The organism is Brucella tritici (assembly GCF_008932295.1).
Lineage (GTDB): Bacteria > Pseudomonadota > Alphaproteobacteria > Rhizobiales > Rhizobiaceae > Brucella > Brucella tritici.
On record NZ_WBWA01000030.1, the window covers coordinates 18,475 to 33,987 of the forward strand.

Consider the following 15,513-nt stretch of genomic DNA (forward strand, 5'->3'; position numbering starts at 1 on the left):
GTGTATCCCGGTCGGGAGTACCTCGGTTTCTAACGGGCAATCATTCGGCTGCCCGGCGGGGCAGATAAGGTACGCGTTGTGCAGGAAGAAGAATGCAGTTCCCAACTGGCTTACCTCACTTGCAGCGCGGAGGTATGACTTATTCCACTTTATGCCGACGGCCTGCATCCCCTTGCAGGATGGGGGCCATAAACATCGTCTAAGGCGCGCTTGTGTTTTGGAATGGTCTGAGTCACAAATACTTCACGAATGTTACTGCGCATTTTGGGAAGGAAATCCGCCTTTATTGTATGTCGTAACATTCTAATAATTATAATAAGGGGAACCTGGAAAATGAAAACTGGTTTTAAGACGCATTCTATCGCGAAGTGCTTGATTGTCTCGACCGCACTGCTGGGAGCGAGCTTGTCTGCCCAGGCTGAGAAGATAGGCAATTGCGAGGTCACCGGCACCAAGGGTTCAGACCCGATCAAGCCGGTTGTTCCGGGACAGCTCACGGTGCAGACCACATTGCCTGCACCAGCGTGGTGGAATGGCGATTCACCTGATGCCATGAAAGACGGCTACGAATACTGCATGGCTGTCGACATGGCTTACCGCGCGGGTCTCGACAAAGTGAAGGTGGTCAATGTGTCTTTCGATGCGCTGGTGGCTGCGCAGACCAAGGATTTCGATATCGCTCTGGCTGAAGTGTCCATCACCGACAAGCGCAAGAAGGTGGTTGATTTCTCTACGCCCTATTTCGATTCAGATATCGGCGTGGCAATCAAGAAGGGAACAAATTACACGCCTGAGACGGTCAAGGATCTGCGCATCGGCGTGATGCAGGGTACGACTGGCGCGTCCTTTGTCGATCAGAAGTTGAAGCCAAAGGAAGTCAAGGTCTTTGCCGATACGGGCGCGCTATCGACTGCCCTGATGGCTAACCAGATTGACGCCGGTCTTCACGATACGTCGATCATGCTGGGTGTCGCGTCGAACTCGCATGGCATGGTTGAAGTGCCGTATCAGTATACTACCGGTGAGTCCTACGGTGCCCTCTATCCGAAGGGGTCTCCCAATGAGCCCGTCTTCAACAAGATGATCGAGGACATGAAGAAGGACGGCACCTTCGCTGCATTGTCGAAAACATATCTGGCCGATGCCTGGGGCGCCGATCCGGCCAAGATTCCTTATCTGAAGCCATAATCGCGTTTTCGCATCGGATCGCTGCATGCAGCGGTCCGATGCAGCCGTTCCATTGATCGTTCGTCCTTGCCTGCAACAGAAGCGGCAAGATTGCGGCGTATAGAAAGGGAGGCTAGCGCGATGTCCGCCAACACCCCTCAGCCCGGAGCCAAGCCGACTCTTGGCCTTTACGACAGCGAACGCGGTTGGAGCGCCAGTGCGCCGCCGCGCGATACCATGAACTGGGCCGTCACAGCCCTTGTCGTTGCGCTGGTCGTTGTACTCGCCAGCTGGAAAACCCTGCGCGACATCAATACTGCCCTGACGGAACTTGGAATGGGCGGCATCATCACGGCAGGCCTGCTGCTCTTGTGCGGTTTGGCGACGCTATTGTTGCTGAAGCCTGCAATGCAATCCTGGCGATTGTCTACGGCGGCTCGGCAAGCGCTTGCGACAAATGATTTGATTTCTGCGCGTGCGGCGACAGCTACGGCACGCGATTCCGCATATTCGACGCTGGGATATGGCGCGGTAACGGTGCTCTTGCTGACGGGTATTCAGTTCCTGTTGGTGAACGATCTCGCCGTCAGCCGTACATTTCTGCAAATACCGCTGATCGCAAGCTCCTTCTGGCTGGTGCTGAAGGCATTCTGGGTGAATGTCTACATCTTCGTCATTGCAGAGATTCTGGTTCTGATCTGGGGCCTTATCGTTGCAATCGCGCGTTTGATGCCTGGCGAAGCCGGACGCCCCGTCCGCCTGATCGCAACGGTTTATACCGATATGTTTCGTGGCTTGCCTGCGATCATCAATATCTACCTCATCGGCTTCGGCATTCCCCTGACGGGTTTGCCTTATCTGAAAGATCTTTCACCGGAATCCTACGCGATCATCGCCCTGACGCTGACCTATGGCGCTTATGTTGCCGAAGTGTACAGGGCCGGGATCGAGAGTATCCATCGCAGTCAGGTTGCCGCCGCGCGTTCTCTTGGTTTGTCGTATTTCCAGACGCTGCGTTACGTCGTCGTGCCGCAGGCGGTTCGGCGTATCATACCGCCGCTTCTCAACGATTTTATCGGCCTTCAAAAGGATACGGCTCTCGTCAATGTCATCGGCTCGATCGATGCGTTTAATCAGGCGCGCATTATCGGTGCGAACAACTTCAATCTTTCGCCTGTAACGACCGTGGCTCTGCTGTTCATCCTGATAACGATCCCGCAGGCTCGCTTCGTCGACCGTCTGCTTGAGCGTGAACAGCGGCGTACGCAATCGTAGCCCTTCCGGAGAATATGAACGATGGCGATGATAGAAATCCGTGATGTAACGAAGTCCTACGGCCCGGTCAAAATTCTCGACGGGTTGAACCTCAGTGTGGACGAACATCAGGTGGTCTGCCTGATCGGTCCTTCCGGCTGCGGCAAATCCACCTTGCTGCGTTGTCTGAACGGGCTGGAACAAATTCAGGGCGGTGAAATCTGTATCCATGGTGACCGCATGTCGGGTCCCGGTGTCGACGTCAATGCGCTCCGGCGTGATGTCGGCATCGTGTTCCAGAGCTACAATCTTTTCCCGCATATGAGCGTGGTCGAGAATGTCATGCTGGCGCCGATGAAAGTGCTCGGGCAAAAGCGTGAGGATGCGGAAGCCCGTGCCTTGTCACTGCTGACGCGCATCGGTCTGGAACATAGGGCGACGGCCTATCCCGACCAGTTATCCGGAGGCCAGCAACAGCGCGTTGCAATCGTTCGCGCACTGGCGATGAGCCCTTCGGTTTTGCTTCTGGATGAAATCACGTCTGCGCTTGATCCTGAACTCGTGTCGGAAGTGCTGAATATCGTCCGCGATCTCGCGGCAGAAGGCATGACGATGCTGCTCGCCACCCACGAGATGGGCTTTGCGCGGGAAGTTGCGAGCAAGATATGCTTCCTTTACGCAGGCAAGGTCCATGAGGAGGGGCCGCCTGAGCAGATATTCGGAAATCCCCGAGAAGAACGTACCCGAAAATTCCTCGAACGTATTATTGAAGCAGGGAGGCTTTAAGGCGCGTTTCGATCTGATTGGATCATTTGAAATGCTCTATCTCATTGTTTTCAAGCATGTTTCCCGAAACCGGTTCCCACTTTTGGGAGACATGCTCTAGTTCTGGTCCAGCACTCGCGACAGGCTGAGAGCTGCCAGCGTGCAGATTGCTCCGGATATAAGATATCCGCCGATGAAAATTATTCCGAGGCTGCTGGCGAGGCCGAGTGCCACGAGCGGGGCGAAAGCTGCACCCACAAGCCAGGCGAGGTCTGACGTCAGAGCCGCGCCGGTATAGCGATAATATTGTGTGAAACGGGAAGACACCGCGCCGGACGATTGACCGAATGTCAGCCCCAGAACACCAAAGCCTATCAGAATATAGGCATCCTGCCCCGCGCTGCCCGCATCGAGAAGGAAAGGCGCGGAAAAGCTGAAGAGAGCGATAATTATTGCGCCGATCATCAATTCGTTACGTCGCCCGATGCGATCAGCAACAAATCCGGACAGGATGATACCGATCAGACCGACCGCAGCACCCGCCACCTGAACCCAGAGGAAGCGTTCAGCGGGCTGGGCGCCCGAGAGAACAACCCAGCTAAGCGGAAAGATCGTTACGAGGTGGAACATCGCAAAGCTTGCCAGCGGCACAAAGGCTCCCAGAACCACATCGATACTATGCTTGCTCAGCATTTCAAAAACGGGTCGCGGCTGAAGTTCCTGCGCATCCATTGCTGCGCCGAACTCGCTGCTCGCAACGATGCGGAGGCGCGCAAACAGCGCGACGACGTTAATCGCGAAGGCCACAAAGAATGGATAGCGCCAACCCCATGCAAGAAAATCCGCTTCGCTGAGATTATGTACGAAATAGGCAAAAAGAATGCTTGCCAGTGCGAAGCCGATGGGCGCCCCCAATTGCGGGATCATCGCATACCAGCCACGCTTGCCTACCGGCGCACTCAAGCTCAGGAGAGAAGCCAGACCATCCCATGCGCCGCCGAGCGCGAAGCCCTGGCCCAGTCTGAACAGGGCGAGCAAAAACACAGCCCAATATCCGATCGTCTCGAACCCCGGTAAAAAGGCGATAGAAGCTGTTGAGCCGCCCAGAATAACCAGAGCAAGCGTGAGTTTTGTTCCTCGCCCGTAATGGCGATCAATCCACATGAAGACGAACGAACCCACAGGTCGCGCAATGAATGCCAGCGAAAAAACCGCGAACGACATCAAGGTTGCCGTTACCGGATCAGGGGCGAACGGGAAAATCAGCTTGGGAAAAACCAGAATGGAACCAAGCCCATAGACGAAAAAATCGAAAAACTCGGATGTTCGCCCGATGACAACGCCGATGGCGACATTTCCCGGCGACAAAGGCTTTCCGTCGCTATGGATGCGTCGTGCGTCCTGTTCGAGACCTGATGATGTCGGTGTTGCGGACGAACTCATGAAACTCTCCGAGGGAAATGTATCATGTGCTTTATGATGTCGCACAACGACAAGTTATCAAGGAACAGGTCAAAAAAAAAGCAGATATAGTTGTTTCGTAACGTGCTGGACTGAACAATTTTCATAAACTGAAAAATGGGTCTTCCCGAAATGCGATTGTGCCTTATCATGATGAAGGAACAGAATGTAGGTCGGGTTAGACATGAACGCATTCTTCAGTTTCACGCGAAAAGCGATCCCAGCCGTGCTTCTTCTGCCGGGGCTGGCTGGCTGCAATATGGTCGTGATGTCGCCATCTGGTGACATTGCAGCGCAGCAGAGAGACCTCATCGTCGTATCGACGATCCTGATGCTGATCATTATCGTGCCGGTTATCTTCCTGACGCTTTTCTTCGCGTGGCGGTACAGGCAGTCGAACAACGCCGCCAGATATGATCCAGAATGGCATCATTCGACAGCGCTGGAAGTGGTCATATGGACCGCTCCTCTGATGATTATCATCGCATTGGGCGCGATCACCTGGGTGAACACGCATAAACTCGACCCTTACCGGGCATTGGATCGCATTGATGGCACGCGGCCGGTCGAGGCCGGAACCAAACCCCTGACGGTCGAAGTTGTAGCGCTCGACTGGAAATGGCTGTTCTTTTATCCGGATTACGGTATCGCCACTGTCAACGAGATGGCGGCGCCGGTTGATACGCCCATCGACTTCAAGATCACGGCCTCGTCGGTTATGAATTCCTTCTATATTCCGGCACTTGCAGGCATGATCTATGCCATGCCGGGAATGCAGACGCGGCTTCATGCGGTCATCAACAAGGCCGGTGAATATGAAGGATTTTCATCCAACTATAGCGGCGAAGGCTTTTCGCATATGCGCTTCCAGTTTCACGGGCTTGACGCCTCGGATTTCGACAACTGGATAAGCCAGGTGAAGCAAAATGGAACCGCCCTGAACAGGGATACTTATCTGAAGCTCGAAAAGCCGAGCATCAGGGAGCCGGTTCGTTACTTCGGTGCCGTTGAAAGCGGACTTTTCGAAGCCGTGCTCAATATGTGTGTTCGCCCCGGCCAGATGTGCATGAGTGAAATGATGCACATCGACAGGATGGGCGGCGCGGGCCTTGATAGTCGCGAAAACAAGGCCCGGCTGCAGCATGATAATCGTCATAGCGCCGATGCCGCGCAGTCCAGCGCAACTGATATTCAAGCTATACCCGACGTGCACAAGGAGCAGGGCCATGACATCCACAATGACATGCATAATATGCCCTGAAGCCCCTTTGTGCCGATGGCGTGGAGCAGGGTTAGCGGCAGTTCTGCGGCCAGGTTAAGCCGTAGGGCAAGACCAAAAGATTGAAGAATCTGCAATCGGATAACAGTAACTTCGGGAATGTTCTATCATGATTGGCGGTGACAGTTCCACGAGTATGATCTTCGGGCGCCTCTCCCTGGAAGCGATACCCTATCACGAACCAATCCTCCTGGTGACCTTCATAGTGGTTGCAATTGGGGGTATCGCGGTTGTGGGGTTGATTACCTATTTCAGGCTTTGGGGGTATCTGTGGAACGAATGGTTCACCAGTGTGGACCACAAGAAGATCGGCATCATGTATGTCATTCTCGCATTGATCATGCTTCTGCGTGGTTTTGCCGACGCCATCATGATGCGCATCCAGCAGGCAATAGCGTTCAACGGGTATGAAGGCTATCTGCCGCCGCACCATTACGACCAGATATTCACCGCGCATGGCGTTATCATGATTTTCTTCATGGCCATGCCTTTCGTGACGGGCTTGATGAACTATGTTGTCCCGCTGCAGATAGGTGCGCGGGACGTTTCGTTCCCGTTTCTCAATAATTTCTCGTTCTGGATGACAACCGGCGGCGCCATCATCATCATGATGTCGCTTTTTGTAGGAGAGTTCGCCCGCACTGGCTGGCTGGCCTATCCCCCCTTGTCTGGCATTGACTACAGTCCTGACGTTGGGGTCGATTATTATATATGGGGCCTGCAGGTCGCGGGGGTGGGCACGACGCTTTCTGGTATTAATTTGATAGCCACCATCGTCAAGATGCGAGCTCCGGGCATGTCCTTCATGAAAATGCCGGTCTTCACCTGGACCTCGCTTTGCACCAACGTGCTCATTGTGGCGACATTCCCCATCCTAACTGCAACGCTCGCCCTTCTGTCGCTGGATCGTTATGTGGGAACGAATTTCTTCACCAACGATCTTGGTGGCAATCCGATGATGTATATCAACCTCATCTGGATATGGGGGCATCCGGAAGTCTACATTCTTGTATTGCCAGCTTTCGGCATTTTTTCTGAAGTGGTCGCAACCTTCTGCGGCAAGCGCCTGTTTGGCTATGCGTCGATGGTCTACGCGACCTGCGTCATCATGATCCTGTCCTATATTGTGTGGCTCCACCACTTCTTCACAATGGGGTCTGGCGCCTCGGTCAATGCATTCTTCGGTATCACGACGATGATCATCTCCATCCCCACCGGGGCGAAGATGTTCAACTGGCTCTTCACAATGTATCGCGGACGTATCCGCTATGAAGTGCCCATGTTATGGACGATCGGCTTCATGGTGACATTCGTGATCGGCGGTATGACGGGTGTGATGCTTGCAATTCCACCGGCCGATTTCGTACTGCACAATTCGCTCTTTCTCATCGCCCATTTTCATAACGTGATTATCGGTGGTGTTGTCTTCGGCCTGATGGCAGGGCTCGTTTACTGGTGGCCGAAGGCATTCGGCTATAAGCTTGATCCTTTCTGGGGAAAGATGAGCTTCTGGTTCTGGCAGATCGGCTTCTTCTTCGCCTTCATGCCGCTGTATGTTCTTGGGCTGAAAGGGGTTACCCGGCGGCTGAGCCAGTTTGAAGATCCTTCCTTGCAGATATGGTTTGTCATTGCGGCATTCGGCGCTGTCTTGATTGCGCTCGGAATCGCCTCCTTTCTCGTCCAGCTCGTCGTGAGCTATTTGAAGCGGGAGCAATTGCGTGACCTTACCGGCGATCCATGGGGCGGCCGTACGCTTGAATGGTCGACGTCCTCGCCTCCGCCGGAATACAACTTCGCCTTTACGCCCGTGGTTCACGATCTCGACAGCTGGTATGATATGAAAAACCGCGGCCATGAACGACCGCTGACCGGCTTCCGCCCCATTCATATGCCGCGCAATACAGGCGCCGGTGTCATACTGGCCGCACTGAGCGTCGTCCTTGCCTTTGCCCTCATATGGTACATCTGGTGGCTGGCAATCCTGTCCTTTGCCGCTTTGCTGATCGCCGCAATAGGGCACACATTCAACTATCAACGTGACTTCTATATCCCCGCTGAAACAGTTGCGGCGACAGAAGACGCCCGTTCAAAACTTCTCGCTGGATAGGCCCGATGACAGAGATACATCTAGATCAAGCCGAGAAGCCGCAGTTTTATCTGGCGGAAGACCATCATCCGGAAAACAGCACGACGCTGGGCTTCTGGCTCTATCTGATGAGTGACTGCCTGATATTTGCTGTCCTGTTTGCCACCTATGGCGTGCTCGGTCGCAACTATGCGGCAGGACCTTCACCTGCAGATTTATTTGATCTCAATCTGGTTGCAATCAATACGGCAATGCTGCTTCTGTCGTCGATTACATATGGGTTCGCTATGCTGCAGATGCAGCGAGATGAGAAAACTGCAACATTGTTCTGGCTGGCCATTACCGGCATTTTCGGCGCAGCGTTTCTGGCAATCGAGATTTACGAATTCAGTCATCTCATTCGTGAAGGCGCAGGGCCTGGCCGTTCGGCATTCCTGTCCTCCTTCTTCACCCTCGTCGGCACGCACGGGCTGCACGTTACTTTTGGTATCGTCTGGTTGATTACGCTTATGTTGCAGGTCATGCGCCATGGGCTGATTGTCGAAAATCGCCGACGCCTGATGTGCCTTTCGATGTTTTGGCATTTTCTGGACGTTATCTGGATTGGCGTGTTCTCCTTCGTATACTTATTGGGAGTCCTCGGATGAGCGTAAATAGCCCACACCACGGAACCCAGCCCAGCCACCATCAAGACCCGCATGGATCAGGGGCAGGCGAAGTTCACGCGACTTTCAGCGGCTACATGACAGGCTTTGTCCTGTCGGTCATTCTCACGGCCATTCCGTTTTGGCTTGTCATGGGGGATGTGCTTGCCAGCAGGCAGCTAACCGCAATGCTTGTCATGGGCATAGGGGCTGTCCAGATCGTGGTGCATATGATCTATTTTCTACATATGAGCCCGACGTCGGAGGGGGGCTGGACGCTGATGGCGCTGATATTTACGCTCATCATTGTCGGCATCGCTCTGGCAGGCTCACTTTGGGTCATGCATCATCTCAACGAGAATATGATGCCCGTTACCCATGAAATGATGAAGAACATGCCCTGACGTCGGGCATCCATGTTCCCGGTCAAATTAAGGGTCACTCGTTCAATCACAATAGCGGCCCTTACCGCTATTGGAGCGTATCCCGAAAAGTGTGAAACGGCTTTCGGAGAAGATGCGCGTGAGAAAAATGATTAGAGCGTCGATCTGATCCAATCAGATCGAAACGCTCGCTAATCCCTTGGAAGCTGCCGTCTGGCCCATTCTCCTTCGGGAATGGCGCGTCCGATATTATAGCTGAAGGCATCGATCACCATCGTTTCGGCATTGGCTTTGCAGGTGAAGTCGATAGCATACCATTTGTGCTGGCTGCGAAAGGCGCCGTCGCTGACCGTCAGGCCAGTCGCCGAAACAGAGCCGCCTTCACGCGCGAGCATGTCCGGAAAGGCACCGGCTTTGTGGCGGCGCACCTGTTCCAGCGCCTCGATGCCGCAAATCTGAATGATCCGGTCCTTCGGGGCGAGCTTTCCCAGCGCCTGTTTCACACGAGGATCGGACATCGCGTCCTTCGAGTAAATCTCACGCGCTCGTGTGAGTTTTTTGGCTGGTGTCACCGGTTTGGGGGCGTCGGCCTTTTGTTTTGGTGCGGTTTGAGTTTTTTCTGTGCTGGACTGACCGGATTCGGACGGCTTTTCGGTCTGAAGGAGCTGCCCGGCGGGTTCTGTTTCCGCTGCAGAAGGCTTTTCGTTAGCCTGCTCAACATCGGTCGCCGCATCAGCCTCAGAGGGCTCATCCGGTTTCCGTGATTCTTCAGGCGTTGCGGGCGGCAGGTCCTGCTCCGGTGGCAACTTCACCTCCTGCTTTGCGGCCGCAGATTCGAATGCCTGCGGCTGGGGTGGAGGGGCAGCCTGCTCCGGTGTCTTTGGTGCCTGTGGCTGGGGTTTCTTTTCAGGGGGAGGTGGCTGAACCAGCTCCACATTGACGCTTTGTTCTGAAGCGGGCGAGGGAAGATTTGGAAGGCGAACCAGAAACAGCAATGCCAGCGCCAGATGCAGGGCCACGGAGGCTGGCAGCCCCCAACCGGCCTCTTGCAAAACTCTTCTGGTGAACTGCAGCATGGCTCCAACGATCAGGGACTCGAAAGCCCCAATCTAGAGCTTATCCAGAAAGTGTGAAACGGTTTTCAGATAAAATTCGCGTCAGAATAAGCAGTTAGAGGCCGACATTCGGTCTGTCGATGATTTCACGCAGGGCAAAACTGGAATTGATCTTCACCACGTGCGGCAGAGCCGAGAGCCAGTCGCGATGGATGCGCTCATAATCCTCAAGATCGCGCGCCGCAACGCGCAGAATATAGTCATATTCGCCCGACATAAGGTAGCAGACCAGCACGTTGGGGCAGCGTTTCACCGCCGCCTCGAATTCGGCCAGCGTCTTGGCGAATTGGCCCGAAAGTGAAATATGGACAATCGCAATCATCCGGTATTCGAGCGCCTTCTGGGAAAGGCGGGCATGATAGCCCGCAATCACACCGCTCTTTTCCAGAATATCGAGGCGGCGCGAACAGGCTGAAGGCGACAATCCAACCTTCTCTGCAAGTTCTGCATTGGTAATGCGTGCGTTGGCCTGCAATGTCCCGAGAATTGCAAGATCAATAGGATCAAGATTGCTCATTCGAAGAACCTTCGAAAAAGAGGGTAATCGGCGCAATAATTCACCAAAAAGACGGGGCGGGCAAATCTTCTTTGCAAGGACATTGCGAGCCGCAGGTGTTCTCATTTTGGGATCGACAACGACCCACGGCAAGTGGGCAAAAATGAGAGGAACGCTTATGCGTGTCGGTTGCCCGAAGGAAATCAAGAACCATGAATATCGTGTCGGACTGACCCCCGCCGCAGTTCGTGAATATGTGGCTCATGGCCATGAAGTCTGGATTGAAACAAAGGCAGGCGCCGGTATTGGTGCCGATGATGCCAGCTACATCGCCGCTGGCGCGAAAATAGCTGCTTCTGCAAAAGACATCTTCGAGAAGTGCGACATGATCGTGAAGGTCAAGGAGCCACAGCCCGCCGAATGGGTGCAGCTTCGTGAAGGGCAGCTTCTCTACACCTATCTCCATCTTGCGCCTGACCCCGAACAGACCAAGGGACTACTCGCGTCTGGCGTGACGGCAATTGCCTATGAAACGGTGACGGATGATCGCGGTGGGCTGCCATTGCTCGCTCCAATGTCGGAAGTGGCGGGCCGTCTGTCGATACAGGCTGGTGCAACGGCGCTGCAGAAAGCAAATGGCGGTCTCGGAATTTTGCTGGGCGGCGTTCCCGGTGTGCTTCCGGCAAAAGTCACGATCATCGGCGGTGGCGTTGTCGGGCTTCATGCCGCCAGAATGGCGGCGGGCCTCGGTGCCGATGTATCCATTCTGGATCGCTCACTGCCGCGTCTGCGCCAGCTCGACGATATATTCAGCGGTCGTGTTCATACCCGCTATTCCAGTATTCAGGCGCTTGAAGATGAAGTCTTCTCTGCCGATCTCGTCATCGGCGCCGTATTGATCCCCGGTGCTGCGGCGCCGAAGCTCGTCACTCACGAAATGCTGTCGGGCATGAAGCAAGGTGCGGTCATCGTGGACGTGGCCATCGATCAGGGCGGCTGTTTCGAGACATCCCATGCAACGACGCATTCCGATCCCACTTACGAAGTGGATGGGGTAGTCCATTACTGCGTGGCCAATATGCCGGGCGCCGTTCCGGTAACCTCGGCGCACGCCCTCAACAACGCGACCCTTCATTACGGTCTGGCGCTTGCCGACCGTGGTTTGAGGGCAATTGCCGAGGACAAGCACCTGCGCAATGGCCTGAACGTTCACAAAGGGCGCATCACTAACAAACCGGTTGCGGAAGCGCTTGGTTATGAAGCCTTTGCGCCTGAAAGCGTTCTGAACGTGGCTTGAAGCCTTATAGGAACAGCATTGAAAGGTATTGCGATGGCGCTTTGTGCCATCGCAGTAACAAGTCACCCTGCAATATTCAGGTGCTTCGACCTTGCGCGGGAAGGGAAAAAGCTAGAGCATGTCTCCTGAAAGTGGGAACCGGTTTCGGGATAAAGACATGCGTAAAAACAAACAGATAGAGCATTTCTAATGATTCAATCAAAACAGGAAATGCTCTAGATTAGGCTGTAATCCATATCCTGGCAGGAAAATCCCGTGCAGCTTAAATTTTCGCGATCGGCATTGTGTTTCACGCTGATGCTTCTTGTCCTGCTCGCGACAATGGGGGCAGGGTTGGGCTGGATCAGAAGCTTTGCCGGGGATGTGATTGCCGTCATCTTTGTTTATGCGGTGCTTAGAACTTTCATTGAAGGAAATCGCCTGCTGCTGGCTTTGATCGCGTTTCTGACCGGGGTCGCGGTGGAGTTCGGTCAATACCTCGCAAAACAATTCGATGTCGTGATCGGAAATCCGGCCCTGCGTATTATTCTCGGAGCGACGCCGGATTGGCTGGACGTTCTGGCCTATGCGATAGGTGCCGGAATTGTCGTTGTGTATCTGCTGGCGCGACGTCAGGTGGAGGCGTCAAACTAATTTATAGAAATTGTTGCACGACCTTGTTTTGAACAAGATGTGCACCTATATGGCTGTCATAGGCATTGCTTAAGAGCGCTGGAACGCGTCTGTCGCTCGCAATAGCCTTCATCGCTTGATGCTTTTGACCACGGATGTACTGGCACTGGTAGGAAAGCGATGATCAGGAAGGTCGGTGCGTTTTCGCCCCGGCCTTTTTTGTTGTCTGCAGTTTCCCGAGAATAATGACAAACGGCCTGCTGAAATCCTCAAGCAGGCCGTTTGGCTAGAGCATTTCCTGTTTTGATTGAATCATTGGAAATGCTCTATCTGTTTGTTTTTAAGCATGTCTTTATCCCGAAACCGGTTCCCACTTTCGGGAGACATGCTCTAGAAATTAAGCAGCGAGTGCTTCGTCTTCCGAGGTCGGGACTTCCGAGATCGTTTTCAGAACCTGCGAAGCGATCTGGTATGGGCAGCCCTGCGAATTCGGGCGGCGATCTTCCAGATAGCCGCGATATCCATCCCTGACGAATGCATGTGGAACGCGGATCGAAGCGCCACGGTCGGCAACGCCGTAGGAGAACTTGTTCCATGGGGCGGTTTCATGCTTGCCGGTCAGGCGCATGTGGTTGTCCGGGCCGTAAACGTCGATATGGTCCTGCAGGTTCTTGTCGAACTGCGCCATGAGCGCTTCGAAATAGTCCTTGCCGCCCACTTCACGCATATATTTGGTCGAGAAGTTGCAGTGCATGCCCGAGCCGTTCCAATCGGTGTCGCCGAGCGGCTTGCAATGGAATTCGATATCGATTTCATACTGTTCGCAGAGACGAAGCAGGAGATAGCGGGCCATCCAGATCTGGTCGGCGGCGTTTTTGGAGCCCTTGCCGAAAATCTGGAATTCCCACTGGCCCTTGGCCACTTCCGCGTTGATGCCTTCGTGATTGATACCGGCATCAAGGCAAAGATCGAGATGTTCCTCGACGATCTTGCGGGCGATGGAGCCAACATTCTTGTAGCCGACGCCGGTGTAATACGGACCCTGAGGAGCTGGGAAGCCCTGTTCCGGGAAGCCGAGCGGGCGGCCATCCTTGTAGAAAAAATATTCCTGCTCGAAACCGAACCATGCATCATCGTCTTCGAGGACGGTTGCGCGGCTGTTGGATGGATGCGGCGTGATGCCATCCGGCATCATGACCTCACACATCACGAGAACGCCGTTCTTGCGCGCGGGATCGGGATAGATCGCGACCGGTTTCAATACGCAATCCGAACTGCCGCCTTCGGCCTGCATCGTCGATGAGCCGTCGAAGCCCCAGAGCGGCAGTTGCTCAAGCGTGGGGAAAGCGTCGAATTCCTTGATCTGCGTCTTGCCGCGCAGGCCCGCAGCAGGGGTGCATCCATCGAGCCAAATGTATTCGAGCTTGTACTTGGTCATCGCTAGTCTCTCTGTCATCCTCGGTTGATCGATCACCACAAGTCATGCGGTGTCGCGCGGCTCGGTGTTCGATTTAATAGAAGCAAGGACCGTGCCAGTTTTAAATTTGCCGCCTTTTCAAGGCAAAAAGGGCACATACGATCAGGTGGGCATGATTTGTGCAGCAGGAAAAGGAATGTGCCTGCTCAAAAAACAGGCAACAGATTACAATTTCATCACGTGTGAAATACTGGGTGCCTCATTCCAGTCTTGTCGCTCGTCACTTGAGCCGAGAAACCCCTGAAATTCATAAGCATAAAGCAAAATCGAACAGGCGGACAGAATAAGTCGTTGGACGCTCCGGCCACCATTCTTCACCTTACCCTCAAACAAAAGGGGAGTGACTGATGGCACGTTCGATCAACAGAAAATCGGCTTTTCTGGCAAGTTTAGCGTTGAGTGTTTCGGCAATGACTGTTTACGCAGCCAACGCTGCGGAAATTACCGTGATGGGTTATCGCGGCGCATTCCAGGACAATTACGTCAAGGCCGTCATCGAACCGTTCCAGAAGGAACATCCCGACATCAAGGTCACTTATTACGGCGTGCAGAATGCAGCGACATCGCTCGGAAATATGCGCGCCCAGAAATCCTCGCCCCAGACGGATGCGGTCATCTATGACCTCTCGGTCGCCAAGATTGCCGATGAGGAAGGGCTGGTCGAGAAGCTTGATCCGGCATCGCTCAAAAATTATGCGGATGTCGCCGATCTTGGCAAGGAACTCGCTGGCGCTGCAATACCGATTACATATGACACGCTTTCGCTTCTTTATAATCACGATGCATTTGCGAAGGGTTCACCGGATAGCTGGGAAGCGCTCTGGGACAAGCAGCAAAGCGGCAAGGTCATCATCCCGGCGCAGGGCGGCGGCGATATCCAAGCCATCCTGCTGACGATCATCGCGAACCGTCTCGCTGGTGAAGACGACTATACGAAGACTGTGAAACCGGGCGTCGACAAGCTGGTGGAACTGGCTCCTGCCGTACAGACATGGGAACCGAAGCCCGATGCCTATACGCTGGTCGCAAACGGCATGGCGACCTTGTCGATCGGCTACAATGCCCGCGCCCAGTTCTACTTCGACCAGACCGGCGGAAAGCTTCAGTCAGCCGGCCCGAAGGAAGGCACGGCTGCGCAGGTGAACGTCATCAGTGCGATTGCCAATGGCAAGAACATGGATGCAACCAGGACATTCATCGACTACGCGATAAGCCCCGAGGCGCAGGCCCGGTTCGCCGAGATCATGTTCTATGCGCCATCGAACACGAAAGCGGACGTGAACGACGAAACGAAAAAGCGCATTCCGTACATGGACCCGGTCCAGCGCGAAAAGCTCATTCCGGTCAACTGGATGACAATCGGCGATATGCGCGACAAGCTGCTCAATCCCTGGCGCCGCCAGATCATTCCGGCTGGTCGTTAACCCCTGCCTCACCCTGAAATTCACGCTTCCGCCCCGTTTCGCCGGGGCGGCAA

The 15,513-nt window shown here is 54.3% G+C and carries 14 protein-coding genes; 10 read left to right on the forward strand and 4 right to left on the reverse strand.

What is annotated here, in order from left to right; translation table 11 throughout:
- The first annotated feature begins 333 nt into the window (after nucleotides 1–333).
- From F9K91_RS21775 to F9K91_RS21785, 3 genes are all read left to right on the forward strand, one after another.
- Nucleotides 334–1,188, forward strand: coding sequence for an ABC transporter substrate-binding protein (locus F9K91_RS21775; RefSeq protein ID WP_196758293.1), 855 nt, complete (start codon nucleotides 334–336; stop codon nucleotides 1,186–1,188).
- 120 nt (nucleotides 1,189–1,308) lie between these two features.
- On the forward strand, nucleotides 1,309–2,442 hold the full coding sequence (locus tag F9K91_RS21780; protein ID WP_235913350.1) for an amino acid ABC transporter permease: 1,134 nt from the start codon (nucleotides 1,309–1,311) through the stop codon (nucleotides 2,440–2,442).
- 21 nt (nucleotides 2,443–2,463) lie between these two features.
- Entirely contained in the window at nucleotides 2,464–3,207 is a 744-nt protein-coding gene (locus tag F9K91_RS21785) for an amino acid ABC transporter ATP-binding protein (RefSeq protein ID WP_061345702.1), read from the forward strand.
- A gap of 96 nt (nucleotides 3,208–3,303) precedes the next feature.
- Here the strand turns inward: F9K91_RS21785 and F9K91_RS21790 are convergent, their stop codons facing one another.
- Entirely contained in the window at nucleotides 3,304–4,629 is a 1,326-nt protein-coding gene (locus F9K91_RS21790; protein ID WP_061345703.1) for an MFS transporter, read from the reverse strand.
- A 202-nt stretch (nucleotides 4,630–4,831) separates the two neighbouring features.
- Between F9K91_RS21790 and cyoA the strand changes: the two genes are divergently transcribed.
- From cyoA to cyoD, 4 genes are all read left to right on the forward strand, one after another.
- Entirely contained in the window at nucleotides 4,832–5,908 is a 1,077-nt protein-coding gene (gene cyoA, locus F9K91_RS21795; RefSeq protein ID WP_151678715.1) for a ubiquinol oxidase subunit II, read from the forward strand.
- Between the two features lie 127 nt (nucleotides 5,909–6,035).
- A complete protein-coding gene (cyoB, locus tag F9K91_RS21800; protein WP_151648951.1) occupies nucleotides 6,036–8,033 on the forward strand; it encodes a cytochrome o ubiquinol oxidase subunit I in 1,998 nt (665 codons plus the stop codon).
- 5 nt (nucleotides 8,034–8,038) lie between these two features.
- Nucleotides 8,039–8,659: a cytochrome o ubiquinol oxidase subunit III gene (cyoC, locus tag F9K91_RS21805; RefSeq protein WP_151653232.1), complete on the forward strand. Its 621-nt coding sequence runs from the start codon at nucleotides 8,039–8,041 to the stop codon at nucleotides 8,657–8,659.
- Nucleotides 8,656–9,060, forward strand: coding sequence for a cytochrome o ubiquinol oxidase subunit IV (cyoD, locus tag F9K91_RS21810; protein ID WP_151648956.1), 405 nt, complete (start codon nucleotides 8,656–8,658; stop codon nucleotides 9,058–9,060). Before cyoC ends, cyoD begins: the two co-directional genes overlap by 4 nt.
- Nucleotides 9,061–9,230: 170 nt before the next feature.
- On the opposite strand, the gene F9K91_RS21815 is transcribed toward cyoD, so the two are convergent.
- Together F9K91_RS21815 and F9K91_RS21820 are read right to left on the reverse strand one after the other, a co-directional pair.
- A complete protein-coding gene (locus tag F9K91_RS21815; protein WP_151678716.1) occupies nucleotides 9,231–10,115 on the reverse strand; it encodes a DUF930 domain-containing protein in 885 nt (294 codons plus the stop codon).
- A gap of 94 nt (nucleotides 10,116–10,209) precedes the next feature.
- Entirely contained in the window at nucleotides 10,210–10,671 is a 462-nt protein-coding gene (locus F9K91_RS21820) for an Lrp/AsnC family transcriptional regulator (RefSeq protein WP_151558181.1), read from the reverse strand.
- A 157-nt stretch (nucleotides 10,672–10,828) separates the two neighbouring features.
- Between F9K91_RS21820 and ald the strand changes: the two genes are divergently transcribed.
- Nucleotides 10,829–11,947, forward strand: coding sequence for an alanine dehydrogenase (ald, locus tag F9K91_RS21825; protein WP_151558203.1), 1,119 nt, complete (start codon nucleotides 10,829–10,831; stop codon nucleotides 11,945–11,947).
- Between the two features lie 255 nt (nucleotides 11,948–12,202).
- A complete protein-coding gene (locus F9K91_RS21830; RefSeq protein ID WP_151678717.1) occupies nucleotides 12,203–12,580 on the forward strand; it encodes a ribosomal maturation YjgA family protein in 378 nt (125 codons plus the stop codon).
- Between the two features lie 376 nt (nucleotides 12,581–12,956).
- Here the strand turns inward: F9K91_RS21830 and F9K91_RS21835 are convergent, their stop codons facing one another.
- Entirely contained in the window at nucleotides 12,957–13,997 is a 1,041-nt protein-coding gene (locus tag F9K91_RS21835) for a glutamine synthetase beta-grasp domain-containing protein (RefSeq protein WP_151678718.1), read from the reverse strand.
- A gap of 386 nt (nucleotides 13,998–14,383) precedes the next feature.
- On the opposite strand from F9K91_RS21835, the gene F9K91_RS21840 reads away from it, so the two are divergent.
- On the forward strand, nucleotides 14,384–15,460 hold the full coding sequence (locus F9K91_RS21840) for an extracellular solute-binding protein (protein WP_151678719.1): 1,077 nt from the start codon (nucleotides 14,384–14,386) through the stop codon (nucleotides 15,458–15,460).
- The last annotated feature ends 53 nt before the right edge of the window (nucleotides 15,461–15,513 follow it).